This is a genomic window from Gammaproteobacteria bacterium (genome assembly GCA_014075255.1).
Lineage (GTDB): Bacteria > Pseudomonadota > Gammaproteobacteria > UBA4575 > UBA4575 > JABDMD01.
In genome coordinates this window covers 1,552,162-1,577,872 of record CP046178.1, presented here as the reverse complement: position 1 = coordinate 1,577,872, position 25,711 = coordinate 1,552,162, and the positions used below count along the sequence as shown (strand labels likewise).

The window sequence follows — 25,711 nt, the reverse complement described above, 5'->3', positions numbered from 1 at the left end:
ATAAGGTGTATTAGCGAATTGGCATCACGCGATTTTCTCAAAAACCCAAAGCTTGAAGAGCGCTATTTCCGTGCACGCGTTTATGTGGTCGCATTTTTAGTTTTTTGCTGCATTTTTGTGCTGGGTGCTAGGCTGTTTCATCTGCAGATTGTCAGCAATGAACATTACACAACCTTATCTCAAGACAATCGAGTCCGTGTGGTGCCCATAGCGCCTACGCGCGGGTTAATTTTTGATCGCAACCTGAAATTACTAGCGGATAATAAATCGACTTATCAAATAGAGATTACTCCTGTACAAGTGGATGACCTCCAACAAGTTGTCCAGCAGCTTGGAGAATATATTCAACTAGAAGAGCATCATTTAAAGAAATTTTTTGAAGATGTGAAACGTAAGCAATCATTTGAATCGATTCCGTTGAAATTAAATTTAAATGAAATTGAAGTCGCAAAATTTTCAGTAAACCGTCATCGTTTCCCTGGTGTTGAGATCACGGCACGTGCAAATCGTTTCTATCCTTTCTCAGGGATGAATACCCATGCACTGGGTTATGTGGGCCGAATTAATGCACAAGAAGCACAACGGATTGATAAGCAAAAATATAGTGGCACCACTCATATAGGTAAAGTGGGAGTAGAGAAATTTTACGAAGATGTATTGCATGGTGAAGTGGGTTATCAACATATTGAAATTAATGCTCAGGGTCGTAAGCTGCGCGTATTGGAAAAAGTGTTGCCCACTCCAGGTGCAGATTTAGTTTTATCGATTGATGCGCATTTACAAAAAATTGCGCAACACAGCCTAGGTGAACGAAATGGTTCGGTAGTGGCAATGGATCCTGTCACTGGAGAGGTTCTTGTATTTGTAAGCACGCCCACTTTTGATCCCAATCTTTTTGTAAATGGAATTAGCAGTAAGCAATATTCTCTGCTGCGAGATGATGATGATCGTCCTTTATTTAATCGCGCACTGCGTGGCCAATACCCCCCAGGTTCTACGATAAAACCAATGATGGCATTGGCAGGACTGCATTATGGCGCAGTCTGGGCAGGCGAGACTATGTATGCCGGGCCGTTTTATAAGTTACCAGGACATGAGCGAAAGTATCGTGATTGGAAAAAAGGTGGTCACGGTAAAGTTGATATGTATAAAGCGATTATCCAGTCTTGCGATGTGTATTTTTATACTCTGGCAACTGAACTCGGTATTGATAAAATTTCAGAGTTTTTAGTTCAATTTAATTTAGGTTCTCGAACTGAGTTAGATACTTGGGGAGAGGCAAAAGGATTAATACCGTCGGTACAGTGGAAAAAAGCAGTTTATGGCCAACCTTGGTACCCAGGGGAGACGGTCATTACCGGTATTGGTCAAGGATATATGCTGACGACACCTTTGCAGCTCGCCACAGCAACCAGTGCGCTAGCGATGCGTGGGCAAGGTATACGTCCTAGATTTTTACGTTCAACACGTAAACAAGATCAAACTGAAGAGTCTGCAAGTGCCACTGCAATGCCATATATAAATGTAGAAAGTGAATTGTATTGGGACCAAGTAATATCCGCGATGATTGATGTGGCGCATAAACCAAATGGCACAGCTTTTAGGATAGGCAAAGACGCAAAATATAAAATTGCAGGTAAGACGGGTACGGCGCAAGTTTTTGGTTTAGCGGAAGATGAAGAGTATGAAGAGGAAAACGTAAGTGAAAAGCTACGTGATCATGGGTTGTTTATTGCCTTTGCACCAGCAGATGATCCAAGAATAGCGATTGCTGTGATTGTTGAGAATGGCGGCGGTGGTAGTAAATCGGCGGCTCCAGTAGCAAGAGCTGTAATGGATCATTATTTGCTGAGTAAAGAAGAGTTGATTGCCACATACGGTGCTAACTATGGCTCTGGGGATCAACAACAATTTGGTAAATCGTCTGCAGCGCTTGCAAGTTCATTGGTGCAATAAATAAAGTAGAATATATATGGCAAGTAGCTACTCCATTAAAGATTCATTGGTAACTTCGCCAATCCGGGAAGAACGGAATTTATTTAATATTGATCCAGCTTTATTTGTTTCTCTATTGTTGCTTTGCGGCATAGGTTTAGCGGTTTTATATAGTGCTACTAGTGGAGAAATGGCAGCCATCACACGGCAATCCATTCGTTTTGGATTAGGATTTGTGGCGCTATTATTTTTAGCACAAATTCCAGTAAAAGAATTAGCGCGTTGGTCACCATGGTTATATTTGTTAGGAATAGCCTTATTGTTAGTGGTAATGGCAATTGGCTACAGTGGTAAAGGTGCACAGCGTTGGATTGATCTTGGTTTTGTGCGCTTTCAGCCATCTGAGCTGTTAAAAATTTTCCTACCCATGATGGTGGCTTGGTATTTCAGTGAAAAACCTATGCCACCCACCATCTTGCAAATCTTTATTGCATTATTGATGATTGCGATACCAGTAGGTTTGGTATTGATCCAACCAGATTTAGGCACCGCCTTGTTAATTGCATTTGGTGGAATTTGCGTAATTTTTCTTGCCGGGATTACTTGGAAGTTGCTGGCAATATTTGGTGGAATCGCAATGGCATTAATGCCGGTGTTTTGGTTTTATCTGCATGAGTATCAGCGGCAACGTATCCTCACAATGTTTAACCCTGAGAGTGATCCACTTGGAACTGGTTACCATATAATACAGTCTAAGATAGCGATTGGCTCAGGCGGTATATATGGTAAGGGTTGGTTGAATGGTACTCAGTCACAGCTTGATTTTATTCCAGAAAGGTCTACAGATTTTATATTTGCCGTGTTTAGTGAAGAATTTGGTTTTCTTGGTGTGGTGGTGTTGTTATGTGTTTATGGCTTTATTGTTATGCGTGGTTTGACGATTGCCGCACGTGCACAAGATACTTACTCTAGGTTGTTGGCGGGGAGTTTGAGTTTGTCATTTTTTGCCTATTTTTTAGTAAACATTGGCATGGTGAGTGGACTGCTCCCAGTGGTGGGGGTGCCATTACCATTAATTAGCTATGGCGGCACCTCTGCCGTTACAATTTTAGCTGCATTTGGAATTTTAATGTCAATCCATTCACATCGTAAATTTTTATCTTACTAATTTTATGTATAAGCATTTAATTTCAGTTGCAGTTTTATTTTTTTGTTGTAACACGCAAGGATTTTCTGAAAACGATTACCTAAACAGAGCCGAGGTAAAGCAATTCATTGATGAATTTTCATCTAAAAACAAATATCCAAAAGAATCTTTGGACGATCTATTTAAAAATGTCTCAACGCAAACACAGGTTTTAGAGGCTATACAGCGACCTGCTGAAAAGAAAAAAAACTGGCAGGAATATCGCAAGATATTTATTACCGACAAACGAATTCAACAGGGTCTTGCATTTTGGAGTGAGAATGCCTCCATTCTGGCTGCGGCAGAGCGAGAGTATGGAGTGCCGCCAGAAATAGTGGTGGCCATAATTGGGGTTGAAACTTTTTATGGACGTTACAAGGGGAAGTATCCAGTGCTTGATTCACTGGTAACGCTTGGGTTTGATTATCCGCCTAGACAGAAATTTTTTCGTAGTGAGCTGGAACATTTTCTTTTGTTAGCACAAGAAGAAAAGTTAGATCCTTTAGCAATAAAAGGTTCTTACGCCGGTGCGATGGGTAAGAGTCAGTTTATTTCTAGTAGTTACCGACACTATGCAGTTGATTTTGATGAAAACGGAACACGCGACCTTTGGGGCAGCAATGAGGATGTGATCGGTAGTGTGGCAAATTACTTTAAGCGTCATGGGTGGAAGGCAGATGAAGTTGTAACGGTGCCAGCAAAAGTGCAAGGTAAACGTTTTAAAGCATTGCTAGAAAAAGGACTTAAACCAGTTGCATCCGTTTCTGAGTTGCCTCAATATAATGTGACTTCTGAATATAATGCAGATACAAAACGAGCTGTTGCTCTACTTGAGTTTAAAAATAATAACTCCGAGGAGTACTGGTTAGGATTTAATAATTTTTACGTTATTACTCGCTATAATCATAGTCATATGTACGCCATGGCAGTTTATCAATTGAGCCAGCAAATCAAAAAAGATATTAAAGACTACGTTGTTCAAAATTAATTCCATTCAGCATAGCCATAATCTAGCTATATGGATTTTGGTTTTGTTTGTTCTCAGTGCATGCTCTTCCACGCGCCCCTCTATATCGGATGATCCACCGTTAGATGTGGATCGAACTAAGTCTCAGTTACCAGCAGATCAAGTGCCAAGAGTAGAGCCACTTAGCAAGTATGGGAATCCCAGCTCATATGTTGTGTTTGGTAAAACGTACCATACCTTGCCAAGTAGTCAGGGATTTGTGCAGCGAGGTATCGCTTCTTGGTACGGTAAAAAATTTCATGGTAGACGCACATCAAGTGGAGAACCCTACGATATGTACGGCATGACAGCCGCGCATACGCAATTGCCATTACCGACATACGTGCAGGTTACTAATTTAAACAATGGTAAGCAGGTTGTTTTGCGTGTAAATGACCGTGGGCCATTTCATGGTAATAGAGTTATTGACTTGTCGTATACGGCAGCCACCAAGCTGGATATCGTTAAGGAAGGAACGGGGTTAGTGGAAGTGCGAGCACTCGATCCGCGTAACTATCGAATCACTCATAACCGAGTTGTTAGTGCCAGTAGTGAACTAGATATTAATGTGGAGTCTGAAATGGTTGCAGATTCATCGCCCGAGATTGTTACAGAAGCTACCACTATTTCTAATCAAGGGCCGAAAATTTTTGTGCAAGTGGGCGCTTTTGGTGAGTTTAAGAATGCAAGTCAGTTAAAGAGTCAGCTCAGTGGGCTTAACTTGGGTGTAGTGACCATTTCTTCAATAGTGAAAGATACTAAGCAGCTGCACCGAGTTCGTATTGGTCCAATAGCGACGGTAAAGTCTGCAGATGATACGGTTGCAGAGTTAATTGCAATGGGTATAAGTGATCACCGCGTAGTGATTGAATAATTAATTAAGGAGCGGTTTTTGTGGAGGCATTGGTGAAATTTACAGTTATAAAACTTAGCGCTAAAAAATTAAGTGCAATTATTTTTTTAGCATTGATGTTTCTTGCAAATATTGCAAATATTGCAATTAGTGCGGAGCCATTACCGGTGCCCGCGCCACCCAAATTCGATGCGAGCAGTTATGTGTTGATGGACTTCGCTAGTGGCGCAGTGCTAGCAGACTACAATTCAAATGAGCGCGTTGATCCTGCGAGCATTACAAAAATTATGACAGCCTACGTGGTCTATAAATCTTTGCAGGCAGGAGATATTAGGTTAGATGACCAAGTAGAAATTAGTGAATATGCTTGGCGAAGTATTGGTTCAAGAATGTTTGTTGAAGTGGGCAATAAAATTTTATTAGATGATCTAATGTTAGGGCTCATTATTCAATCTGGCAATGATGCGAGTATTGCGTTAGCCGAGCATGTTGCGGGTACTGAACAAGCGTTTGCTGATGTAATGAATGCTCAAGCGATGCGAATCGGAATGAAAGATACACACTATATTAATGCTACAGGCCTACCGGATACAGATCATTATACCACTGCATATGACATTGCTTTATTGTCGCGCACAATGATCAGTGAATTTCCTGAAGAATATGAGCGCTACTCACAGAAAGAATACACCTTTAATGGCATTAAGCAGTTTAACCGTAATCGTTTGCTTTGGCGTGATAGTGCAGTAGATGGAATTAAAACAGGTCATACAGAAGCGGCTGGTTATTGTCTTGCGGCATCCGCACTGAAGAATAATATGTGCTTAATATCTGCAGTGATGGGAGCTAATAGTGATAGAGCGCGTACGGTAAACAGTCAAGCGTTGTTGAACTATGGTTTTAGATATTATGAATCTCATAAATTATATAAAGCTGGAGAAGTATTAGCTCAACAACGAATGTGGAAAGGCGAGTCAAAGTCCATTCAACTTGGTTTGGATAACGACTTGTTTGTGACTATTCCAAGAGGGCGGTACGAAGATTTAAAAGCTGATATGAGTATTGATACTGAAATTATCGCACCGATTGAACAGGGTGATCACGTTGGGGTGGTTAAAGTCACACTAAAAGGTGAAGATTATTTAGAGCAAGCGTTAGTTGCGTTGCAATCAAACCCTGAAGGTGGCTTATGGCGACGCATTGTGGATTTCTTCGTGAAACTATTCTTCTAAGTCATACGTTCTGTGGCTTCTGTTCCTGCATTTTTAAATGGCGAATACCTGCCGTTAGAGGATTGTCGTGTTTCCGTATTAGATCGCGGCTTTCTATTTGGCGATGGTATCTATGAGCTAATCACGGTCTATCAAAATAAGGCTTTTTACTTGTCCCAACACATGGGTCGTTTGCAACGCAGTATGGCGGAGATAAAAGTAGTTAGTCCGTATAGCGAGTCTGATTGGCTATCATTAATTGAAAAATTAATTCAGCAATCAGAATGTGATGATCTCGCCATTTATATTCAAGTTACTCGAGGAGTTGCGCCACGAGATCATGTATTCCCAGATGCCACGCAAGCCACAGTGTTTGCTATGGCTAATCCGCTTCCAATAGTGCCAAGTAAATATATAGAGAATGGTGTCGAGCTGATAACGACTAACGACACTCGCTGGCAACGTTGTGATGTTAAGGCAATTAGCTTGTTGGCAAACATTCTTGCTAAACAAGAGGCTGCAGAGGCTGATGCCGTTGAAGCGATAATGATTCGTGATGATTATGCGTTGGAAGGTTCTTCTAGTAACTTATTTTTAGTGCGTGACGGGATAGTGTATACGCATCCAAAAGACAATTTAATATTGCCGGGTATAACGCGAGATTTTATATTGGAATTATTGGAAGAGCTTGGTATTGAATGCAAACAACAACGCATTCCAAAAGATTGGTTATATTCCTCAGATGAACTTTGGATTGCAAGTTCTACAAAAGAATTGTTGGCTGCAACTAAAATTGATCAAAGAGTAATTGCTGATGGTAAGCCAGGTAAAATTTGGCAAAAAACGTATAAATTGTATCAACAGCGCAAGATGTAGATATCTTCTAAATTCTAAATTTATTTATGTCAGACGAAGAGTCGTTATTAGTTTTTCCATGTGAGTTCCCAATTAAAATAATGGGAAAGAATCATCATGGTTTTCATAAAGCGGTAGTCGAAATACTAAAGAAACATCTTAACGATTTTGAAGATACCAAGATCAATGAGGTGGAAAGTAAGCAAAAGAATTATTGCAGCATCACGGCAGTGGTAAATACGACAAGCCAAGAGCACTTGGATGGAATTTATATGGACTTAACTGCCAGTGAATGGGTCATAATGGCACTATAAATAAACGCCGATTAATCCTTTCATGATTAGAATTCATGGCTGTAAAATAGCTGAGCTTAATAGATGTGTGAACTACACATACGTAATCTAGGTTTACAAGAATACAGTTCTGTATTCAATAAAATGCGTGAATTCACCACGCAACGAACTTCAACTGCAGCGGATGAAATTTGGTGTGTGCAGCATCCTGCAGTAATCACCTTGGGTGCGAATGCCGATCCGCAGCATGTTCTCAGCCAAACTGATATTCCTATTGTGCAATCTGATCGCGGTGGGCAAGTGACTTATCACGGGCCGGGGCAAGTAATCATCTATTTATTGGTCAATTTGAAACGTAAATCTATAGGTGTGAAACGTTTTGTTCAGCTTGTTGAGCAGGCAGTAGTAGATTTGTTAAATGACTATAAAATTGATTCTCAGGCACGTGCTGAAGCGCATGGCGTATATGTAAATGATGCGAAAATTGCATCGCTTGGTTTACGCGTGCATAGTGGCTGCAGTTATCACGGAGTTGCATTGAATGTTGATATGGATCTAAGTCCATTTTCGTTAATCAATCCCTGTGGGTTTCCGGGATTGACGGTTACTCAACTTAAAGATGTTGGAGTAACTGAAGGCATACATGCAGTTTCGGAAAAATTAATGCTTAAACTATGCAAACATTTAGAATATAAAGTTAATAAAATAAATATTCATGACAGCTAAAAATTCAAATACTTCGCAATCTAAGTCACATGTGGCAAAGCTTGGTGTTAAACAAAGAGGTCATGAAAAAGTAACTAAGATTCCTATTTCATTTAAATCTCTAGATGAAATTACCCGGAAACGCATACCTAAACCTAAATGGTTGCATGTCAAAGCTCCTACATCAGCTAAAGTTCGAGAATTGAAGAGCTTATTGCGTGAGCAGAAATTAAACACTGTTTGCGAAGAAGCATCTTGTCCAAATTTAACCGAGTGTTTTGATGGGGGCACTGCAACTTTCATGATTATGGGAGATGTTTGTACGCGGCGATGTTCGTTTTGCGATGTTGCGCATGGCAGACCTTTGCCTTTGGATGTGAATGAACCTGTAAAGTTAGCAGAAACTGTATTGAAGTTAGGTTTGCGCTATGTTGTGGTCACTTCTGTTGATCGCGATGATTTAAAAGATGGTGGCGCTAGTCATTTTGTTGATTGTATTCGAGAAATTCGTCAACAAAGTAGTGAAGTAAAAATCGAGATTCTCGTGCCTGATTTTCGAGGCAGGATGGATAAGGCCCTTGATGTTCTAAGCAAAGCGTCAGCAGATGTATTTAATCATAATTTAGAAACCGTACCGCGATTGTATCCAGCGGCGCGCCCAGGTGCGGACTATCTACATTCATTACAGTTGTTACAGAAGCACAAGCAACGAATTAAACATGTACCTACGAAATCTGGATTAATGCTGGGTTTGGGCGAAGAGATTAATGAAGTAATAGAAGTGATGAAGGATTTGCGTGCGCATGATGTTGATATGCTAACTTTGGGTCAATATTTGCAGCCTAGCGCCCACCATTTGGCTATGCATCGCTATCTAGATCCTAAAGAGTTTGAAGCCTTGAAAAATATAGGCAACGAATTGGGTTTTGAGCATGTGGCCAGTGGTCCATTAGTGCGATCTTCTTATCATGCAGACCTTCAAGCGCAGCAAGCATTGAGTTACTCTTAAGCTATGAACTCTGAAACATTACGCATTGTATGCGACATTTTGCTCCCTCCATCCGGATTTATCGTCTTATTAGCAATTGGCCTATTTTTCTGGTTGATTCGTCTGCGTAAAACAGCTGCTTTTAGTATTTTGTTAGCATCGGTACTGTTGTATTTTGCCAGTACACCGTTCATGGCGCATAAATTGTTGGATCCATTGCAATTTGAATATGATGTTCTAAAAGAAGTGCCTCAAGATACTCAAGCTATAGTGGTTCTATCAGCGGGACGAATTCCTATAGCCCGCGAATATGCAAATCTAGATACGGTAAATGCAGCCACATTAGAACGCTTGCGATATGCATCAAGGCTTTCGAAAGTGCATCAGCTACCTATAATTATTTCTGGCGGCAGTGTGAATGATGAACGAGATTCTTTAGCTAAGTTAATGAAAAAGACACTTGAAACAGATTTTGGTGTTGAAGTGAAATGGTTGGAAGAAAAAAGTAAAACTACTTTTGAGAATGCAATGTTCACTAAGAAAATACTAAATGAAAATTCTATAAGTAAAGTTTTGTTAGTTACGCATGCTTATCATATGCCTAGAGCAATGTGGTGTTTTGAAGACGTGGGGCTAAATCCAATCTCCGCGCCGACTGTATTCTATAAACGCAGTGCCTCTACTTCAGAATTGAAAGAGTATATTCCGAACGCTGGCGCACTAAAACAAACAAGCAATGCATTGCATGAGTACGTGGGTAAGTTTTGGTATAAATATATTGGTTATTGAGAAATAAAGAATATTGTAAAGAGTTAGTTAATTTTTGATACATAAGCTTCAGTTTCCACCAAACGTTCTTGTGTTCCAATATCAAACCACTTACCGGTAAAATATTCTGCACTCACAAGTTCTTGATCAATTGCATCTCTAAGAAGCGGCGCTAAAGCACGTTTTTCAACTGTGAAGTCTTTAAATAAATTAGGGTCGTATATGCCAATACCGCTAAAGGTGAAGTGGCTACTTCCAGTATTATATATTCTCCCAAATTCATAAACGAAGTCGCCATCAGGGTTATGTGCTGGGTTATCTACTAGCACTATATGGGCAAGCTTGCCGTGTGTAAGGTTTGCAAATGACAGCGAGTGATTACACCAAATGTCTGCATTGAGTACTAAAAATGGTTTATTGCCTAATAATGGTAAGGCGCGAATGATTCCTCCTGCAGTTTCCAGTGGAGTTGCGCCTTCGTGAGAATATTCAATGGCTAAATCAAATCGAGAACCATCGCCAAGATGCTCTTCTATCATTTCGCCTAGATGCGAAAGATTGATAACGATTTCCTTGAAACCTGCGGATTTTAAGTTTTCTAAATGATATTCAATAAGTGGTTTTCCTGCGACCTCAACTAAAGGTTTAGGAATTTTATCTGTAATAGGGTGTAGACGTCTGCCTAATCCAGCTGCGAGTAACATGCATTTCATAACGATATTAAATGTTCACTTTGCTATTGATGAAACTTGCTAGACTCTTTGTTTGTGGATAAATATTTGCGATAGATTTTATATAGTTTAATGTGCGAGGAATATCATCTAAATAGTTTGGCTTGTTGTCTCTGATATTAAGGCGAGAAAATATACCTACTGCTTTAAGGTGTCGTTGAATTCCCATTAAGTCAAACCATTGTATAAAATTTTGCTCACTTACCTCGTTAATTATTTCACAAGAAATAGCTTTTTTATGGAAAACTAACGCTAATTCTTTTACCTTCTCATCGGGCCAATTAATGTAACAATCACGCAATAAAGAAACAAGATCGTAGGTGACGGGTCCAAGTACTGCATCTTGATAGTCTATAATTCCAGGGTATTTCCCATCAATATTCATCAAATTGCGTGAATGATAATCACGATGAACAAAAACCTGAGGTTGTTCAGTGGCATTTTTAATTAAGCTTTTGAAAGCTTCACTAAGTAAGGTGTTTTCATTTTCACTGATTTGTAATTTTAATTTTTTAATGAGGAACCAATCTCTAAATAATTCCATTTCTTGCGCTAATAATTTTTCGTCATAAATAGGCAAGTTAGTGGCCTCTGTTTTTTGAATTAATAACAGTGCATTAAGAGCTTTTTGATATAATCTTTCAGCATTCTCCGTGGTGAGTACATTAAGTAATATGTCGTCACCCAAGTCACTCAATAGAAAAAATCCAAAATCTAAAGAATTGTAGTGAATATGTGGTACAGGTAGACCTTCTGCACCCAATAAATGCGTTACATTTATAAATGCATCATTGCTTTCTTTTTCGGGTGGTGAATCCACAGCAATGTACTGGGCATGTGGAGTGACTAAGCGAAAATAACGCCGAAAACTTGCATCACCAGAAACAGAATTTAGCGAGTATTCAATATTTCCAAAGATTTCTTTTATCCACTCATGCAGTTGAGTGAGACGAGGGTCTGAATTCATTTTTGTTATTCGACAAATGACTCTAGTTACCAGCCGCCACCACCGCCTCCTCCTCCTCCGCCTCCAGAGGAGCCGCCACCTCCAAAACTACTGCTACCGGAAGATGAGCCAGGAGCCGTTGAGGATGATGAGATTGCTGAGTTTAGTGAGCTACCTACTGAATCAGTGAAAGAACCTAAGTTGTTGTTATTCCAATGACTGCCACTATACCACGCTGGATGATAGTCTTTATTTTCGCCGTGCATGCTAAATACATTAGTGAACTGTTCTGCCCATTCGTTTTCTACACCAAGAGCGAGCGCATAAGGCAAATAAGCCTCAAACAATTTTGGTGTTTTTCTGGGCGGGTGTCTCAAATTTAATTCTTCTTGCTCTGCGACTTCTAAATATTTTTTAAAGCCCTCAGTTTTGTCTAATAGTTTTCTTCCTTCCAGTGTCGGTTTTTTGAGTAAAAAATAAAAAATAGTATTAACGATAAAAATTGAGATTAGCATTAAGCCATTTGCTATACCTATTATTGAACATAATGCTACTAAGGCGCCAATTTCGCCTGCCGACCATGCTCCTGCAAAAATGGTGGCTACAGGTAGTTCTGCCACCTTTCCTATAGTAAAGCGAGATTTAAAAAGGTTGAACCATGCAAGAATTAAAAAAACGGTTACCGGTGTCCATATAGATAGCCAAAATATGAGAAATAATGCTGCTCCAGCATCTTCACCTTTGTTTAAATTGAACAAAATAACCGCGCCAATAATTATTGAGATAAGGATGCCTATATAAAGAACTTTACGGTTATGAATGAAATAACTTTGACTATATTCTTTTTTTAACGCGCCCTTGTGTTGCGAGATAGCTTTAGATATTTTTTCATGGTTAGTATTTTTTAACTCTATATTGTGATCAGCTTTACCAAAAAAACTAGAATGGATTGCTTGTTCGCCAGGAGGTAATCTGAGATCAGTGTTCTTTAATTTATGCAATTTATATGTTTTGCCAACTTCTTCTATTTTCAAATAACCTTTTACTGCAAGACTTAGTAGAGCTGCAGTAAAAGCTTTTTTGTCGTGGCCCATTTCTTTGATATAACGAAGTCCGCCAGCTGGAAAACCTGCAGGTGGTTGGTAGCGGGGAATGATGATACCCGGTTTTGGGTCTCTGCCTAATTGCCACCAGGCACTTAGATAAAAAATTAATAATCCTAAAAAACCGAGTAAGTTAATGGGGCTATCGATATTCGCTTGCCACCACCATATCGCTTTCTGTGTGAAACTCGGCAGATGTATATGGCCCTTAGGCCAGGTAACTACGATAGTTAAGCCTTCCCTATTTGCAAGGGGTCTATTGGTTTTAAATAAGTAATTGCCAGAATAACCTATATCAGTGTCATAACTCTGGCCACGACTACCAGTGAAACCTGTATATGCCTCAAGCTTAACTTCGCTTGCTTGAATTGAGTCTGGTAAGTGCACGCTTGCCTTAGCTTCAAGAATTGGGAATTCCCATCCATTGCCGGTAACGTTCCAGTAAAGTTCATCATGTGAGCCAAAAAAACCAAGTTGCTGATTGGTTTTATATTTAATGGAATATTTGTGTTCGCCTCTATTTATGTAGCGATTTTTATCTCCTATATAGATGCGAATGCCATTGCTCATTTTTTTTGTATGATAAGGCTCTAATACACCATTTCTCAATACTTCAATTATTTCAAAACCGACTTTAATTTTATTACCAAGTTTTCCGTTATATTTTGTAGGAAAGTCACGGTATATGCCGCGGTTTATTTTTTTGTTTTCTGCGCGTACGGTTATTTCTTCAGTCACAGACATGCTAGAGTCGTCATGAACTTGAATGTGGCTATCAAAAAATAAGATTTCTTCGGCAGAAAAAGCCTGTTCTGATAAGCAGAAAAAGGTAACTATTAAAGCTAGAAAAGTATTTATAAATATAAGTATTGTGCGTTGCTTAATCATCTAATTGAAAATATTCATGATATTTGTATTTAAAAAAACGAGCGATAATTAAATCTGGGAAAGAATCAATACGCGTATTGATATTACGAACTGCTCCATTGTAATAGCGTCTTGCATATTGGATGTTATTTTCCACGTCAGAAATATCTTTTTGTAGTTCCAGAAAATTTTGATTTGCTTTTAATTCTGGGTAGTCTTCCACTACAGCGATAAGTTTATGCACTTGTGATTGCAATTCGCGTTCTACATTCTCGCGATCTGATATATTTTCAATTGACTTTGCTTGTGAGCGTAATTCAGTTACTGATTGTAATAAGCTGCTCTCGTAGTCTGCATACTGTTTAATTGCTTCAACTAGCTTTGGAATTAAATCATGTCTACGTTTGAGCTGAACATCGATGTCACTCCAGGCTGCAAAGGATGTATTTCTGTCATACACAAGGCTGTTGTAAACTAATATCCCCCATATAAGTACAGCAACAATAATTGCAATGATTACAATAGATGTCATAAGTAAGTATTCAGATAGAGTGTAGTTTATTCTATGAGTTTTAAGCTGTATCCAAGGTCGATCAAGGCATTATTTATTGTATTAATATCATAACCATATACTACCTCTGGACCGATGGCCGATACTGGAACCCCTCTAGCACGTAATGCCCAGAAACCTGCGATGCCCGAAAGTGATTTTTCAATATCATGTTCCGTGAAAGGGATGCTGTTTGCCTGGAAGTGTATTCGCAGGCTATTGCAATATGGGCACCACTTTGTTGTGTAAAGAACAATATCTGTAGAACCGGGTTTGGGTTTATAAAGAAAGGCAGCACTTCGATCTATAGCCAGTAAAATTATGACTGTAAATAACAGCGTATATAGAATACGTTTTTTCATCTCGCTTTTAATGTTTGAAAGGCAATAAAAGCAATATATAAAAATATTAAAACATTTATGAAAAAGAAACTATATGTAGCGGTGCCGGCTTCTACCATTCGCCAAGCTCCAATTGGTACCACCATCGCTAGTCCTAGGGTAATTACTGCAATGCGTTTTGTATGTCGATCACTAAAAATGCTGAGCAGGAAAAGTACATGCGCTACTACTATAGGTTTAACTAAAAGTTGGTTATAGAAAAAGAACTGTAATGCAGCTGCTACAATTAAAATTACTGCAATTATTCTTAATGGCATGGTTAGAGACATTTTAAGCTAGCTTTTTAACGGTTTTGTAGCGAAAACAATCAGCCGTATGGTCATTTACCATACCCACAGCTTGCATAAAGGCATAACAGATCGTAGTGCCAACAAATTTGAAGCCGCGTATTTTTAGGTCTTTACTCATGGCATCTGATTCTATTGTATTAGCAGGGACTTGAGATGAAATTTTCCATGCATTTTGAATCGGCTTACCGTTTACAAATTGCCAAATATAGTTATTAAAACTTTTGAATTCTTGTTGTATTTCTATAAAAGCTTTAGCATTTGTTACTGCTGAGTTAATTTTAAGTTTATTGCGCACAATTTCAGGATTCAGTAGTAGCTTTGCTATTTGATTATTTGAATAGCGTGCAATTTTTTGAGCTTCAAAATTATCGAAGGCTTTTCTGTAGCCTTCACGTTTATTTAAAATAGTAGACCAGCTTAAACCTGCTTGTGCACCTTCTAGGATTAAGAACTCAAATAAAAGTCGATCATCGTGGAGTGGAACACCCCATTCTTCATCATGGTATTTTTCTTCTGAGGGACTGGTTTGAGCCCAAGTGCAACGTTTCATCGATATTGTTCATAAATGCGATGCACCCAGTCTAGTTTATCTCCGTATTTACGGATAGTACTATGTAAAGGTTCTGGAAACTTTTCAGGCCATTCTATGCCATAGCCTTTTGTTCTACATAACGGTGCCAATAATGATGCTACTGAAAGGTCTGCGCGGCTGAAAGTATTGCCTACAAAAAATTCTCTATCTTTTATATGAGCGTAGATCTTTTCAATCGTTTGAGTGAGTCTTTGGTTAATTTCTATTACGGTTGTATCGTCAAGCTTCATTAATTTACGCATAGTTTTAGATAACTTAGGGAAAGTGACATTCATATAGAGCTTTCCATACCAGGGGCCATCAATTGTAAAATAAGGAGTGATGATATCTGGATGGTTCAGTAAGGTGTGATAGCAAATGCGACGTACATCTGATCCAATTTCTTCGTCTGCAAATTTTTCCCATTGTGTAGCTTCTTGTTTTAAATACTGGTCACTTGGGGTAAGAGAGTTGTTAGGGAAGGCCTGGTCAAGATAGCTAATAATTTTACTAGATTCGTTGATTACTATTTTATCATGAATAAGTATCGGTAAAGAGGAAGTAGAGGTAAGGTTTTTTGCTTTTTTAGTATGAAGTCCAGGCAGTAAATTTACTTTTTTATATTCAATATTTTTATATTCCAGTGACCAGCGTATCTTTTCGCAATAATGAGAAATTGGGAATTGGTACAGTGTTAACATATATATTAATTATTGTGTACTTTGGATTATTTATAATAATTATCAGAAATTTATATGTCTTATAATAAAGATAAACCATTTGTGCGATATTATAAGCGTTATAATTACATGACGAGATAAGAAAATAAAACAAACCTACATACCGATTTACCCAGATCTAAAATTTTAGGAGGGACACCATGTCACAAGCAACCGTAAAAACCGCTGTCGATAGTTTAGCGGCAGCAATCACTGATAATCCAAAATCTGCACAATTAAAATATCGTGCAGAAGTAATTTGGGATGGCGATGTTCACTGCACATCACAAGTTCGAAATTTGCCGCCTGTTCCAGTTGATGAGCCTGCAGCTTTTGGTGGAGGTGATGCTGCACAAAGTCCTGGAGATTTAATTCTTACCGCTTTGGGTACCTGCCAAGGGATTATGTATGCAGCTTTAGCCTCTGCAATGGGAATTGAATTAACATCATATAAAGTAAAGCTTGAAGGTAACCTAGATTTGCATGGCTTATTTGGTATGGGTGCGGATAAAGGTATCCCGCCAGGTTTTCAAGATCTTTCTTTTGAATCCATTATTGAAAGTCCAGCAAGCGATGAGGAGCTAAGGCAGCTCGTTGATGCTGTTGAAGCGCAGTGTCCGATTCTAGATACCTTGGTGAGATCTATCCCAGTTACAGGAACAGCAACCATTAATGGTAAACCTGGCTATATCGCCGCAAAAGCAGCATAGACCCAATATAAAATTAGATGAGCATAAATTAGAAGAGCAGATTTTTATCTGCTCTTCTAATGGTTAGCTATTGTGCTGCTGAATCTGCAGATTCAGATACTGTTCCCAAAGCAGTATCATTCGTACTTTCTGAAGCAGAACCAGCCACACTATCAGAATTGTCTGCTTCGTCTGATGAATTTTGCTGTGCTGCAAGTTCATTCGCACATTTAGTTGGGCCCGTCATAGTCAATGTCATTACATTTATTTTCTGGTTTGGCTCTAGTGTTGTATGCCCTTTATTTACTTTTTCTTGATCTTTCGCAGCTATAGCGTAAAAAAATTCAAACTCTTCTTCGGATAATTCTTTCCCTTTACTGCCCATGCATTCACATAATTCAGGGCCCATTTTGTTAGCTTGATTGTCGGTACAAACTTTTACATACTTATCTAGTGATGTTGCATAAAGGCATTGCGAAAATAACAAAATAAACATAATAAAGATTCTTTTTAGTGTGACCATGAACTTCCTCCACTGCTAGTTTCTAGTTACTGAAAATTACTATTTAAGCTATATTAAATTATCAGGAATTATGCATCCAGTTTTAATCTATGCGGTCGTATTTATAGCAACAACAATAGGGTTGTTATTTGTTTTTGAGAATTATCAGCTCGGATCGATTTATTTATTGCTATTAATCTCTTCAATATTCACTGCAGTTGTAGGGAAAGCACTGGCAAGATTATTTCCGTCCGAAGATCCTATGCAGGATGAAATAGAGAAAGAAGATCTAAAAGTGCGTGCGAATCAGTATCAGCGTGAAATCCGATGTTTATTCAATATTGTTCAGCCTGATCCAAAATTTCAACCTAGCCCTAAAAGACTAGGAGAAAGTTTGAATGAATGCTTTGATCTAAGTGTGGATGAAATGAATGTACGCCTTAAATTATATTTTGGTGATTCGTTTAATATTGATATAAATCAGCCTCTTCCAGACATGGTTGAAGAAATGAAACAACAATATAAGAGTTGGCTATCTTAATTGGTATATAAATTAATTACACAACAGACATTATTTCGCGCTGTATTTTTTTAGTAGTAAAAAAAGGTGGAGAAGAGTGTAGTAAACCAGATTTTGCTGTAACCAAAATATCCGTGTCGTTGCTGCAATGAAATAACACTTGATCTTCAGCAATGGGTTCATGATTTTCTAGTAAAACGGTTGAGTAAATATGGCCAATATGTTTTTTGCATAAAACAGTTAAGTCTTTTGATAACAATATAAACTCTTGTGATTCTTCGTATGGGCAATCCCAGGAAGTTACGATTAGATATAAGTTCTTATACGCGTACTGTGCACCAATCACAAAACCTGGCACATATTTTCCAGTACGTTTGCCATTCAAAATCAGTTCAGAGCATAAGCTCCATGTTTCATAGGGACCAGGTTGTGGTTTGAATGAGAAAATGGATACTTCTTTCATGTTTATCTCCTTAGGCGTCGATAGGACTGCCCATCTGTTTTCCAGAAAGTTACGGCTGCAAAAAAAATGATGCTGAGCTCAACTAATGCAGTCCAATGTAATATGTAATTCCACACCCAGTAGTTTTGTCGAGCAGGTATGGAAAAAATGTTGATATATGAATTTTGAAAAGGGTATAACCACTTGATGCCACCACCGGCAAATGTATCGAGTGACAAATGCAACAAGATGCAGCCAATAAATACTGTTGCAGAAGCTACAAGAAATCGTGATTTAAGAAAGGCTGCTATTGTGTAACTAACCGCTAGTAAACAAACCCAATAAAAAGGGATGTGTGTCCAATAACTGTGATGACCATGTTGTCTATTATCGATCAAATAAAAATAGAACATGTCCAGGTCTGGAAATATGCTCCCTAATAAACCCAAGAACAGTAACCATTTTGTTTTAGGTGGATCTAAACAAAATTGCGCAACTAGGAGTTTGCTTGCTAGATAGCCAGCCGGCATATGTGCCAAAAACATTCGAGACTCCTTAGTAACTAGTGAGCCTCGAATTAAACAGTTTAATTATGGCAAGAATATGACGTGCTTATAGCGATATCATGGAATTTGTTTTCCATGTGGTTATCTAGGGTTGTTTTATTGTTATCTGAAAAAAAACTTTTTAATTAGTGAGGTAAACAATAATGCCCATGGAGCGCCATGTAAAAAGAAATCAAACCAATCAATCGGTCGCATTCCTTCGGCGCCAGAGATAACCCATTTTAATTTTTCCCAAACATGAGGTTCAGGGGAGAAGGGTGCTAAACCCAATGTTAAGGCTATCACTAGCCATAACATAGGATTTAGAATTATATTTGAAGTTTTTGCCACTAAAGTGGGCTGACATTCTCGGCTTGCAGGCCTTTATCTCCATCGACAATATCCATTAAAACTTTTTGGCCTTCGCGTAGTGATTTTCTACCCGTGCCTATTATAGAACGGTGGTGAACAAATACATCTTCACCATTTTCTTGTTCGATAAAGCCAAACCCTTTTTTATAGTTAAACCATTTAACCGTGCCCGATGTTTGATTTGAACTCAGACCCGAAGTGGTAGCTTTTTCTTTTCTTGGTCTACTTGATATTTTTCTGACTAGATTCTTAATAAAAGTTAAAACGATCGCAAATGCAAATAAACCGCCAGCAATCTTAAGAGCAGTGTTGATAGGTTGAAAAGACATATTTTCAGTAAACATGGTAAGGATGACGCCTAAAAGAATACCTAGGCTAATTAATATCTTTGAATCGATCTTCATGATTCTGTTCTCTCTCCCTGGTGTAAAATATTTTTGTGGTGTTTGGAGTATGTTTCCAGCGCTGATTATAGTCACTTAGCGCTTGGGCGTAAGCCCCTCCGTCCTGGCTATACCGCTTTGCTATAGGCCTTTGAATTTCGCTGATAGTTGTATAAAGCCCTCTTTTTCATGGGTAGGGACTCTATTTTGGAGGTTTTAAAGCCATGCTCACGAAACCAATGAGAGGTTTGTGTGGTGAGCACAAAGAGCAGATTGACCCCAGCTGCTGTGGACTTTTTTTCTAAATGGGTCAGCATTTTGCTGCCTCTTCCGTTAGATTGGTATTCTGGGTGCACGGCAAGGCAGGCTACTTCTGCTGCACTTTCTTGCGCATAAATTTGTAGAGCGCCACACGCTAGCACCATGCCATCTCTCTCAATGACATCAAAACTCTCAATTTCTAATTCAAGCTGCTCACGTGTACGTGACACTAATGCACCTTTGTCTATGAGTGGTTGAATGAGTTCAGTAATTCCACCGACATCATTGATGGTTGCCGGTCGAATTTCGTCATAGGTTTCTGCAGTTACTAAGGTAGCCACACCATCTAGGGTGTAGAGCTCTTCTAGCAGCGCGCCAGGTTTAGAAGCATCTAGCAAATGCACTCGTTTTACGTTTTCTAAACAAGCTTGCACAGCTATACCTAGATAGTCTTTAAGTAATTGTTTGGTATTCGGTAATTTTTTAGCTAGCTCTTTAGCTTCATTTACATTGAAGTGATTGTCACTTTGTTTCTTTTTTCCAGGTACGCTAAATTTATCTAGCATAAGAATCAGTTTTTCACTTTGCAATGCACACGCTGCATGCTTTGCTACTTCCATACTGGTTAAATTAAAAACATCTCCCGTTTTCGAATAGCCTAAGGGCAACATTAATACAATATTGTTTGCATCTAATTGTTTCTGAATTTCTTCTGCGGCAATGCTGCGTACTTCGCCCGTGTGTTGGTAGTCTGTGCCATTGCGCACACCTACCGGTTTGGCACGCACATAGTTACCGCTGACAACATTCAGCTTCATTCCAGACATAGGTGTATTGACCAGACCAATAGAAAATAGTGCTTCTATGTCTGTTTTGACGCATCCTGCAACCTCTTTAATGGTATCCAATGTTTTTGCATTGGTAATGCGCCAATTATTCTCAAATGAACTAGCAGATTGTTTGCCAAGTTTTTTATCTATAAACGTGCGTAGACCTAACACTAAAATTAGCTTTACGCCTAAGGTATGTACGAGTGCCAGATCATGTATAAGTGAAGCTCGGTTGTCTTTTGCTAATAAAGCATCACTTATGTAGAGCACAAACGTTTTACTACGATGCGCATATATATATGGCGTAGCTTGTCGAAAACTCTCTAGCTGAAATGTGGAATCTTTTGGCACGGCTAAATTATGGTTAAAACTTTATAAAATTAATTGGTATCGTATTTGTTAAGTCTATGAATTCGCATAGATTATTGGTACTAATCTTTTGCTATCTTAGACCTCATTAGGACCTTATAATAGGTGAAGAGAATTTGCCTACGGTAGCGCTATTTCACTAGCCGGTCGAATTTTATACATCTAATCAAAAACATGGAACCAAGAATGCGAAAAATACGGCTAATTAATGCTGGCATATGTATAACTTTGATGCTTTTCATCAGTTCAACCAGTTTTGCTGGGGGCGAGACCATTAAGTCTCCTATCTTAGATCGAGTAAAGGTACTGCATAAGGTCCCAGAGAATCTAGGCGGTCTTAGTATGCAGCAGCTGCATGCTGAGCGAGAAACACGACAGCGAGATCTCGATGTAATTCGCCAAGCTAGCGATGAACCTGAAGTCGCTAAACAACGGTTGTTAGAAACCATCATGGCTCACGATGATGTGCGTTTGAAGATCGCGCAAGTTATTCCAGTGATGATTGAAGATTATAAGATAGAAGGCAAGTTTCGTGATTCACTGATGGGTTATAGCAATACCTTTAATGTAGATATGCGTGAGGCGCGCAAGGATGTACATTCAATTGGCGACTATAAATCCTATGATTTTCGTTTTTCGGCAGTTTATATGTCCATGATGTTTAAATTTAATGAAAATCCAGAGTTTCATAAAAGATTAGTGTCAGATATGCAAGATTCGGATACGGCCATTGGTGGTTACCGAAAAGAATTAGATGAATCTTATGCCATGGTTGAGCATGATAAGTATCTAATTCAAAATATTTATTCTGTGAATGAATTGGAACAATCCATCGCTGCGATAGACGAAGAAATATCAAAGCGAAAACAAGCAGAGTTATAACACTTAATATAATTTTAAGGTTAAGCAGGTAGACTTAATCTTTTTATACTGAGGAGTTGGGTATGAGTAGATTAATGTATAGATCTTTATGGTCCACCTTGTGGATTATGTTGTGTGTATGGTTAGTTGTTGGAGTTGTTAATGCAGAAGAAACTTCGGAAGCTCTACCGCCGCCAGAAATTGTTATTGATACCCCGCCACCTACGCAGTCACCGGTAAAACAAGAGGCAAGTGGTAGTGAAACTGTTACCATTTATGAATCAAAAGTGTTTCCAGGTTTCCGCCCTTGTACGACTGAAGATTACCGTAATCAAGACACTGATCCAGTGGCCTGTCAAGATGAAGAAGCTGCACGTGTGATTTCCACCCGTGATAGTCAAGCAGTATCTGATGATCTAATTGTAGAAGATGATGCGGTACCGCAAGGTAATATTTTCAAATTAAAGTTTGAGCGTTTTAAGAAAAAGAAAACTAATTAAGAATTGGTGTACTTTGCGGTCCGCAAGTATTTTTACATTAAAAGGTGAGCCCATGACTAAATTTTCACATTTAGCAATTGTTTATGTTTGTGTTTTTGCACTCGTATTTACTCACACTATGCCTGCATATGCAGGAATGGTTGGAACGAATGAAATATTGCAAGAGCAATATACTGATCTGAAAAGAGAGAATCTTTATCAAATTTTATATCAAGCTGAAGCGCGCAGTCTCTTAGAGCAACATGGCGTTACTGCAGAACAAGCACAAGAGCGTATTAACTCCTTAACCGATGAAGAAATAAGGGTATTTGCGCAGAATTTCGAAGATCTGCCTGCGGCAGGTGGAATAGGTGGTGCAGCTGCTATTTTGATATTAGTGTTGCTTGTAATTATTTTGGCGCTCGCTAAATAAACGTTTTTCTTTGTGATGTCCGCTTTCGACCCAAAGCGGACATTCGGACTGTCTAATAAATAGCATTATCAAGATACTTTAAAATTCTCTTACTTAGTAATGAATACAGATAGATAACATTATTACTTTTTCGAGAGCTAGAATTCCCTTTGCTAGGCCTTCTAAACCTACGAGGAAATTTAATTACATTATTAATAGGGAAGTCGCACTTTTGTTTGGTGGAAACATCTTCTGTAATACTTTTTAGCAGTAAGTCTCTAATAACTTCGCTTGTTTCTTCAATGCTATTTAAATCATTCACACAAAGTTCGCCTTTATTTAGCCAATCATTTAACACGTCACCTTCAATATGATAAACCATTCTATTTGTAATGGATTCTCTTAGCTCCAAAATAGGATTTTCGCGTTCTAGCCAAGCATTGAGGAAAAAAGTCATAAATACTCCATTAGCCTACTTGCAAATGATAATCATTCTCATTAATATTTACAAGTATTAAAGATTAGGAGTGATGTATGGATTCAACTAAACATTCATTGGAACAGGAGCCCTTGGTAAATCGGACATTAGTGAACTTTAAACCTGATGAGTACGAAAGAATTAAAACAGCTGTAGAGCAAAATATAGATGTAGTCGCACGCACATTTTGTGAGTCAGAGCTTTCAATGTTATGTGCAATTAGAAATGGCGACGTAGTTATTGGAACCGTAAACGACCATCAAGGGGCTTTTTGTATTTATATAGAGTTTCAGGGTAGGCAAGCACTTAAACCTGTGCATGTAATTCATTAATCTTAAGGAATGTTTAATGTCCGCTATTGGCCGAAAGCGGACATTAGGTAAAAGAGTTAATTTGAAGGCATCGTCTAGGATGCGCCTCTTATTCGTACGGTCGCTTCCGACATCCTATCTCACACGACACTTGTGCATCCTGCACATAGTCCCTGTACTCACACATCGTCCATGTGTTTATTTAATGCAAACTTCGTGAATCACATTCTTCAACAATTCAATCGTAGGATTAATTGAATCTAACGTTAAATATTCATTTTGCTGATGAGCCTGGTCTATAGAACCAGGACCCAATACAACGGTTTCCATGCCCATTGCATTAAAGTAAGGACCTTCGGTTCCGAAAGCAACGCTTGTGGGTTTCTTTTTACTCAATTGTTTGGTGAGTTGAATGATCTTTGAGTGTTTATCTGTCTCAAAAGCAGGTACGCCATCAAATAAAGCTTCAAATTCAATTTTTAAACCTAGTGGTTCAGTTATTTTTGTAACGCGTTCGCAAAGTTGTTCTCTAAGAGTATCAATCTGCATACCAGGCAAAGGGCGCAGATCAATATGTAATTCGCAATCGCCGCAAATTCGGTTCGGGTTATCGCCACCATGTATGTGTCCTAAATTTAAGGTCGGGATCGGTACAACAAAGTCATGATTGATGTATTTATTAGCAAGTTCTTGTTTGAATTGATCAAGCTCATTAAGTACAACACGCATTCCTTCCAATGCATTATTGCCTAAGCCAGGGTCACTAGAATGTCCGGCTTGACCATGAATTTTAATCGCTTCCATCATTACACCTTTGTGTTGGTGTATAGGAGTTAAGTCTGTAGGTTCTCCAATGATGCAATATTTGCCAAGCTTTTGACCATTAGTCTCCAATGTTTGAACTAACGTTTTTGCACCTTGCATAGTGGATTCTTCGTCCGCTGTGGCAATGATGGTTAAGCGTTGCTTAAAATCTTTGTTGGTAAACTCTTTTGCCGCCTCAATCGCGATAGCCAAGAAAGATTTCATGTCCGCTGTGCCTAGCCCATATAATTTATCGTCTACTTGAGTGGCTTTGAATGGATCGGTATTCCAGCCAGTTTGGTCAAAGTTTACCGTGTCGGTATGACCGGATAACACTAAGCCATCGTCGCCATCACCTATACTGGCAATTAAATTTACTTTAGGGCAGTTAGAATCTGATGAATCAGAATTAGCAACAATTTCAGTTTGAAAACCTAAGTCATTTAACCAATTTGCAAGACTGTTGACGACAGGCTGATTGCTAGTATCAATTTCAGCTTGGGTGCTGCTAACGGAGGGGAGGGCAATTAACTGCTCGATCATTTCGAGCAGTTTGGGGAAGCCTTCATAAGAAAATTATTTAAGCCATGCTCTGAGCTATTTTATAAATAGCTTCTGCATCCAATGCAATATCATTTGATTCGAATAGTTTAGCAATGCATGCACGGTGCAGTTTTAGTTTTAGTGCTCCAATGCCGATGCCACCAAACACTCGCTTGCCATGGCGTTCAGTATCTTTATCCATCACATCAATGCCTTCAAATCCTAGAATTTTAGAGGTGCCTACATCCGCAATCAGTTCTAAAGTAGGATGATCTTGCCACTGTTTAGCATTGAGTAATTGAATTCCCGCTTTTGCTGCGCCAAATACGACATGGGCGCCATCCATTGCAGCTTGTATGGATTCATCGTCACTGGCTTGCATAGGCGTCATTACAACGCCAAAGCGCTCGCGCATTTCATCACAGGCTTCCACTGAGCGGGACTGTTTGCGGGAGGTAAGCCGAACCTTAGCGCCACTTTTAGCGAGTAACACTGCTGCACGCTGCCCTACCGGACCGGTGCCAGCGAGCACTACTGCAGTTTTGTCTTGCAAATTAGTTGCTTTGCTCAACAGCGCAACGCCTGCTGCTGAGGTGGTATTGCAACCATTGCTGTCTAACATAACCGATACACGGAAGTTTTGAAAAAACTGATCATGTACTAGTTGAAAAAGCCTTTGACCTTCAATTAGATCACTGCCCCCTACAAAAATTGCAGTATTCTTTTTGTCTTTTGGGGCACGTGTATAGATTGCACCTTCTACGAGGCCGCCACAATTTTCTTCATTGACGCCACCTAGTTGAGTTACATGATCGGCGCCACCATCGTAAGCGACGACTGAGTCAAATACGCTAGGTATAGCATCGGTATCAAAATGGTATAAAAGTTTTTTCATGTTTATTATTTTAGGTCTTATTATTTTTAGTTTTTAA

General features: G+C 38.9%; 33 protein-coding genes. 16 read left to right on the top strand and 17 right to left on the bottom strand.

Features of this window, described 5'->3' with window-relative positions:
* Positions 1–18: 18 nt before the first annotated feature.
* From mrdA to GKR92_07950, 10 genes are all read left to right on the top strand, one after another.
* On the top strand, positions 19–1,956 hold the full coding sequence (mrdA, locus tag GKR92_07995) for a penicillin-binding protein 2 (protein ID QMU61639.1): 1,938 nt from the start codon (positions 19–21) through the stop codon (positions 1,954–1,956).
* A gap of 16 nt (positions 1,957–1,972) precedes the next feature.
* Complete coding sequence (gene rodA / locus GKR92_07990) at positions 1,973–3,103, top strand: rod shape-determining protein RodA (protein ID QMU61638.1); 1,131 nt, start codon at positions 1,973–1,975, stop codon at positions 3,101–3,103.
* Positions 3,104–3,107: 4 nt separating this feature from the next.
* Positions 3,108–4,109 (top strand): lytic murein transglycosylase B, encoded by a 1,002-nt coding sequence (mltB, locus tag GKR92_07985; protein QMU61637.1) that lies wholly within the window; start codon positions 3,108–3,110, stop codon positions 4,107–4,109.
* Between the two features lie 4 nt (positions 4,110–4,113).
* Positions 4,114–5,001 (top strand): septal ring lytic transglycosylase RlpA family protein, encoded by an 888-nt coding sequence (locus GKR92_07980; protein ID QMU62748.1) that lies wholly within the window; start codon positions 4,114–4,116, stop codon positions 4,999–5,001.
* 95 nt (positions 5,002–5,096) lie between these two features.
* Entirely contained in the window at positions 5,097–6,212 is a 1,116-nt protein-coding gene (locus GKR92_07975; protein ID QMU62747.1) for a serine-type D-Ala-D-Ala carboxypeptidase, read from the top strand.
* Positions 6,213–6,224: 12 nt separating this feature from the next.
* Positions 6,225–7,067 (top strand): D-amino acid aminotransferase, encoded by an 843-nt coding sequence (locus tag GKR92_07970; GenBank protein QMU61636.1) that lies wholly within the window; start codon positions 6,225–6,227, stop codon positions 7,065–7,067.
* A gap of 26 nt (positions 7,068–7,093) precedes the next feature.
* Positions 7,094–7,360, top strand: coding sequence for a DUF493 family protein (locus tag GKR92_07965; protein QMU61635.1), 267 nt, complete (start codon positions 7,094–7,096; stop codon positions 7,358–7,360).
* Positions 7,361–7,423: 63 nt separating this feature from the next.
* Positions 7,424–8,065 (top strand): lipoyl(octanoyl) transferase LipB, encoded by a 642-nt coding sequence (lipB, locus tag GKR92_07960; protein QMU61634.1) that lies wholly within the window; start codon positions 7,424–7,426, stop codon positions 8,063–8,065.
* Positions 8,055–9,053, top strand: a complete 999-nt coding sequence (lipA, locus tag GKR92_07955) for a lipoyl synthase (protein ID QMU61633.1) — start codon at positions 8,055–8,057, stop codon at positions 9,051–9,053. Before lipB ends, lipA begins: the two co-directional genes overlap by 11 nt.
* A 3-nt stretch (positions 9,054–9,056) precedes the next feature.
* Complete coding sequence (locus GKR92_07950) at positions 9,057–9,821, top strand: YdcF family protein (GenBank protein QMU61632.1); 765 nt, start codon at positions 9,057–9,059, stop codon at positions 9,819–9,821.
* A gap of 23 nt (positions 9,822–9,844) precedes the next feature.
* Here GKR92_07950 and GKR92_07945 read toward each other — a convergent pair whose 3' ends face one another.
* Genes GKR92_07945 through GKR92_07910 form a run of 8 tightly spaced genes read right to left on the bottom strand, consistent with a single transcriptional unit; the run spans position 9,845 to position 15,960 of the window.
* On the bottom strand, positions 9,845–10,513 hold the full coding sequence (locus tag GKR92_07945) for an NTP transferase domain-containing protein (protein QMU61631.1): 669 nt from the start codon (positions 10,511–10,513) through the stop codon (positions 9,845–9,847).
* A gap of 7 nt (positions 10,514–10,520) precedes the next feature.
* Complete coding sequence (locus GKR92_07940) at positions 10,521–11,498, bottom strand: phosphotransferase (GenBank protein ID QMU61630.1); 978 nt, start codon at positions 11,496–11,498, stop codon at positions 10,521–10,523.
* 26 nt (positions 11,499–11,524) lie between these two features.
* Entirely contained in the window at positions 11,525–13,468 is a 1,944-nt protein-coding gene (locus GKR92_07935) for a DUF2207 domain-containing protein (protein ID QMU61629.1), read from the bottom strand.
* Positions 13,461–13,979 carry a LemA family protein gene (locus tag GKR92_07930; protein ID QMU61628.1) on the bottom strand — a complete coding sequence of 173 codons (519 nt, stop codon included), beginning with the start codon at positions 13,977–13,979 and terminating at the stop codon, positions 13,461–13,463. Before GKR92_07930 ends, GKR92_07935 begins: the two co-directional genes overlap by 8 nt.
* Before the next feature lie 26 nt (positions 13,980–14,005).
* Complete coding sequence (locus tag GKR92_07925; GenBank protein ID QMU61627.1) at positions 14,006–14,359, bottom strand: hypothetical protein; 354 nt, start codon at positions 14,357–14,359, stop codon at positions 14,006–14,008.
* Positions 14,356–14,667 carry a hypothetical protein gene (locus GKR92_07920; protein QMU61626.1) on the bottom strand — a complete coding sequence of 104 codons (312 nt, stop codon included), beginning with the start codon at positions 14,665–14,667 and terminating at the stop codon, positions 14,356–14,358. Before GKR92_07920 ends, GKR92_07925 begins: the two co-directional genes overlap by 4 nt.
* A 1-nt stretch (position 14,668) precedes the next feature.
* Entirely contained in the window at positions 14,669–15,238 is a 570-nt protein-coding gene (gene tag, locus GKR92_07915) for a DNA-3-methyladenine glycosylase I (protein QMU61625.1), read from the bottom strand.
* A complete protein-coding gene (locus GKR92_07910; protein QMU61624.1) occupies positions 15,235–15,960 on the bottom strand; it encodes a glutathione S-transferase family protein in 726 nt (241 codons plus the stop codon). Before GKR92_07910 ends, tag begins: the two co-directional genes overlap by 4 nt.
* Before the next feature lie 179 nt (positions 15,961–16,139).
* On the opposite strand from GKR92_07910, the gene GKR92_07905 reads away from it, so the two are divergent.
* Entirely contained in the window at positions 16,140–16,688 is a 549-nt protein-coding gene (locus GKR92_07905) for an OsmC family peroxiredoxin (protein QMU61623.1), read from the top strand.
* Between the two features lie 67 nt (positions 16,689–16,755).
* Here the strand turns inward: GKR92_07905 and GKR92_07900 are convergent, their stop codons facing one another.
* Positions 16,756–17,190: a hypothetical protein gene (locus tag GKR92_07900; protein ID QMU61622.1), complete on the bottom strand. Its 435-nt coding sequence runs from the start codon at positions 17,188–17,190 to the stop codon at positions 16,756–16,758.
* Between the two features lie 70 nt (positions 17,191–17,260).
* Between GKR92_07900 and GKR92_07895 the strand changes: the two genes are divergently transcribed.
* Positions 17,261–17,710: a hypothetical protein gene (locus GKR92_07895; protein QMU61621.1), complete on the top strand. Its 450-nt coding sequence runs from the start codon at positions 17,261–17,263 to the stop codon at positions 17,708–17,710.
* 16 nt (positions 17,711–17,726) lie between these two features.
* Here GKR92_07895 and GKR92_07890 read toward each other — a convergent pair whose 3' ends face one another.
* From GKR92_07890 to GKR92_07870, 5 genes are all read right to left on the bottom strand, one after another.
* Positions 17,727–18,152 (bottom strand): hypothetical protein, encoded by a 426-nt coding sequence (locus GKR92_07890; GenBank protein QMU61620.1) that lies wholly within the window; start codon positions 18,150–18,152, stop codon positions 17,727–17,729.
* 2 nt (positions 18,153–18,154) lie between these two features.
* Positions 18,155–18,676: a metal-dependent hydrolase gene (locus GKR92_07885; GenBank protein QMU61619.1), complete on the bottom strand. Its 522-nt coding sequence runs from the start codon at positions 18,674–18,676 to the stop codon at positions 18,155–18,157.
* A gap of 123 nt (positions 18,677–18,799) precedes the next feature.
* Complete coding sequence (locus GKR92_07880; protein QMU62746.1) at positions 18,800–18,994, bottom strand: hypothetical protein; 195 nt, start codon at positions 18,992–18,994, stop codon at positions 18,800–18,802.
* A 32-nt stretch (positions 18,995–19,026) separates the two neighbouring features.
* The gene (locus tag GKR92_07875) at positions 19,027–19,377 is read right to left on the bottom strand and encodes a hypothetical protein (protein QMU62745.1); all 351 of its coding nucleotides are present in this window, start codon (positions 19,375–19,377) and stop codon (positions 19,027–19,029) included.
* Positions 19,378–19,559: 182 nt separating this feature from the next.
* Positions 19,560–20,873 carry an amino-acid N-acetyltransferase gene (locus GKR92_07870; protein QMU61618.1) on the bottom strand — a complete coding sequence of 438 codons (1,314 nt, stop codon included), beginning with the start codon at positions 20,871–20,873 and terminating at the stop codon, positions 19,560–19,562.
* Positions 20,874–21,122: 249 nt separating this feature from the next.
* Here GKR92_07870 and GKR92_07865 point away from each other — a divergent pair, with 249 nt between their 5' ends.
* From GKR92_07865 to GKR92_07855, 3 genes are all read left to right on the top strand, one after another.
* Positions 21,123–21,773, top strand: a complete 651-nt coding sequence (locus GKR92_07865; GenBank protein QMU61617.1) for a hypothetical protein — start codon at positions 21,123–21,125, stop codon at positions 21,771–21,773.
* A 62-nt stretch (positions 21,774–21,835) separates the two neighbouring features.
* Complete coding sequence (locus tag GKR92_07860; protein QMU61616.1) at positions 21,836–22,252, top strand: hypothetical protein; 417 nt, start codon at positions 21,836–21,838, stop codon at positions 22,250–22,252.
* Between the two features lie 52 nt (positions 22,253–22,304).
* Positions 22,305–22,664: a PA2779 family protein gene (locus tag GKR92_07855; protein QMU61615.1), complete on the top strand. Its 360-nt coding sequence runs from the start codon at positions 22,305–22,307 to the stop codon at positions 22,662–22,664.
* 52 nt (positions 22,665–22,716) lie between these two features.
* On the opposite strand, the gene GKR92_07850 is transcribed toward GKR92_07855, so the two are convergent.
* Positions 22,717–23,100: a hypothetical protein gene (locus GKR92_07850; protein ID QMU61614.1), complete on the bottom strand. Its 384-nt coding sequence runs from the start codon at positions 23,098–23,100 to the stop codon at positions 22,717–22,719.
* Positions 23,101–23,177: 77 nt separating this feature from the next.
* Here GKR92_07850 and GKR92_07845 point away from each other — a divergent pair, with 77 nt between their 5' ends.
* Positions 23,178–23,453: a hypothetical protein gene (locus GKR92_07845; protein ID QMU61613.1), complete on the top strand. Its 276-nt coding sequence runs from the start codon at positions 23,178–23,180 to the stop codon at positions 23,451–23,453.
* 177 nt (positions 23,454–23,630) lie between these two features.
* On the opposite strand, the gene argE is transcribed toward GKR92_07845, so the two are convergent.
* Positions 23,631–24,779 (bottom strand): acetylornithine deacetylase, encoded by a 1,149-nt coding sequence (argE, locus tag GKR92_07840; GenBank protein ID QMU61612.1) that lies wholly within the window; start codon positions 24,777–24,779, stop codon positions 23,631–23,633.
* Positions 24,780–24,816: 37 nt separating this feature from the next.
* Positions 24,817–25,674 carry a methylenetetrahydrofolate dehydrogenase gene (locus GKR92_07835; protein QMU61611.1) on the bottom strand — a complete coding sequence of 286 codons (858 nt, stop codon included), beginning with the start codon at positions 25,672–25,674 and terminating at the stop codon, positions 24,817–24,819.
* Positions 25,675–25,711 lie beyond the last annotated feature (37 nt).

Excerpts from the sequence above, each read along its gene's own strand:
- rodA (QMU61638.1), top strand. The coding sequence starts at position 1,973 with ATGGCAAGTAGCTACTCCATTAAAGATTCATTGGTAACTTCGCCAATC.
- mltB (QMU61637.1), top strand. The coding sequence starts at position 3,108 with ATGTATAAGCATTTAATTTCAGTTGCAGTTTTATTTTTTTGTTGTAAC.
- GKR92_07975 (QMU62747.1), top strand. The coding sequence starts at position 5,097 with ATGTTTCTTGCAAATATTGCAAATATTGCAATTAGTGCGGAGCCATTA.
- GKR92_07965 (QMU61635.1), top strand. The coding sequence starts at position 7,094 with ATGTCAGACGAAGAGTCGTTATTAGTTTTTCCATGTGAGTTCCCAATT.
- lipB (QMU61634.1), top strand. The coding sequence starts at position 7,424 with ATGTGTGAACTACACATACGTAATCTAGGTTTACAAGAATACAGTTCT.
- lipA (QMU61633.1), top strand. The coding sequence starts at position 8,055 with ATGACAGCTAAAAATTCAAATACTTCGCAATCTAAGTCACATGTGGCA.
- GKR92_07950 (QMU61632.1), top strand. The coding sequence starts at position 9,057 with ATGAACTCTGAAACATTACGCATTGTATGCGACATTTTGCTCCCTCCA.
- GKR92_07945 (QMU61631.1), bottom strand. The coding sequence starts at position 10,513 with ATGAAATGCATGTTACTCGCAGCTGGATTAGGCAGACGTCTACACCCT.
- GKR92_07940 (QMU61630.1), bottom strand. The coding sequence starts at position 11,498 with ATGAATTCAGACCCTCGTCTCACTCAACTGCATGAGTGGATAAAAGAA.
- GKR92_07935 (QMU61629.1), bottom strand. The coding sequence starts at position 13,468 with ATGATTAAGCAACGCACAATACTTATATTTATAAATACTTTTCTAGCT.
- GKR92_07930 (QMU61628.1), bottom strand. The coding sequence starts at position 13,979 with ATGACATCTATTGTAATCATTGCAATTATTGTTGCTGTACTTATATGG.
- GKR92_07925 (QMU61627.1), bottom strand. The coding sequence starts at position 14,359 with ATGAAAAAACGTATTCTATATACGCTGTTATTTACAGTCATAATTTTA.
- GKR92_07920 (QMU61626.1), bottom strand. The coding sequence starts at position 14,667 with ATGTCTCTAACCATGCCATTAAGAATAATTGCAGTAATTTTAATTGTA.
- tag (QMU61625.1), bottom strand. The coding sequence starts at position 15,238 with ATGAAACGTTGCACTTGGGCTCAAACCAGTCCCTCAGAAGAAAAATAC.
- GKR92_07910 (QMU61624.1), bottom strand. The coding sequence starts at position 15,960 with ATGTTAACACTGTACCAATTCCCAATTTCTCATTATTGCGAAAAGATA.
- GKR92_07905 (QMU61623.1), top strand. The coding sequence starts at position 16,140 with ATGTCACAAGCAACCGTAAAAACCGCTGTCGATAGTTTAGCGGCAGCA.
- GKR92_07900 (QMU61622.1), bottom strand. The coding sequence starts at position 17,190 with ATGGTCACACTAAAAAGAATCTTTATTATGTTTATTTTGTTATTTTCG.
- GKR92_07895 (QMU61621.1), top strand. The coding sequence starts at position 17,261 with ATGCATCCAGTTTTAATCTATGCGGTCGTATTTATAGCAACAACAATA.
- GKR92_07890 (QMU61620.1), bottom strand. The coding sequence starts at position 18,152 with ATGAAAGAAGTATCCATTTTCTCATTCAAACCACAACCTGGTCCCTAT.
- GKR92_07885 (QMU61619.1), bottom strand. The coding sequence starts at position 18,676 with ATGTTTTTGGCACATATGCCGGCTGGCTATCTAGCAAGCAAACTCCTA.
- GKR92_07880 (QMU62746.1), bottom strand. The coding sequence starts at position 18,994 with ATGTTATGGCTAGTGATAGCCTTAACATTGGGTTTAGCACCCTTCTCC.
- GKR92_07875 (QMU62745.1), bottom strand. The coding sequence starts at position 19,377 with ATGTCTTTTCAACCTATCAACACTGCTCTTAAGATTGCTGGCGGTTTA.
- GKR92_07865 (QMU61617.1), top strand. The coding sequence starts at position 21,123 with ATGCTTTTCATCAGTTCAACCAGTTTTGCTGGGGGCGAGACCATTAAG.
- GKR92_07860 (QMU61616.1), top strand. The coding sequence starts at position 21,836 with ATGAGTAGATTAATGTATAGATCTTTATGGTCCACCTTGTGGATTATG.
- GKR92_07855 (QMU61615.1), top strand. The coding sequence starts at position 22,305 with ATGACTAAATTTTCACATTTAGCAATTGTTTATGTTTGTGTTTTTGCA.
- GKR92_07850 (QMU61614.1), bottom strand. The coding sequence starts at position 23,100 with ATGACTTTTTTCCTCAATGCTTGGCTAGAACGCGAAAATCCTATTTTG.
- GKR92_07845 (QMU61613.1), top strand. The coding sequence starts at position 23,178 with ATGGATTCAACTAAACATTCATTGGAACAGGAGCCCTTGGTAAATCGG.
- argE (QMU61612.1), bottom strand. The coding sequence starts at position 24,779 with ATGATCGAGCAGTTAATTGCCCTCCCCTCCGTTAGCAGCACCCAAGCT.
- GKR92_07835 (QMU61611.1), bottom strand. The coding sequence starts at position 25,674 with ATGAAAAAACTTTTATACCATTTTGATACCGATGCTATACCTAGCGTA.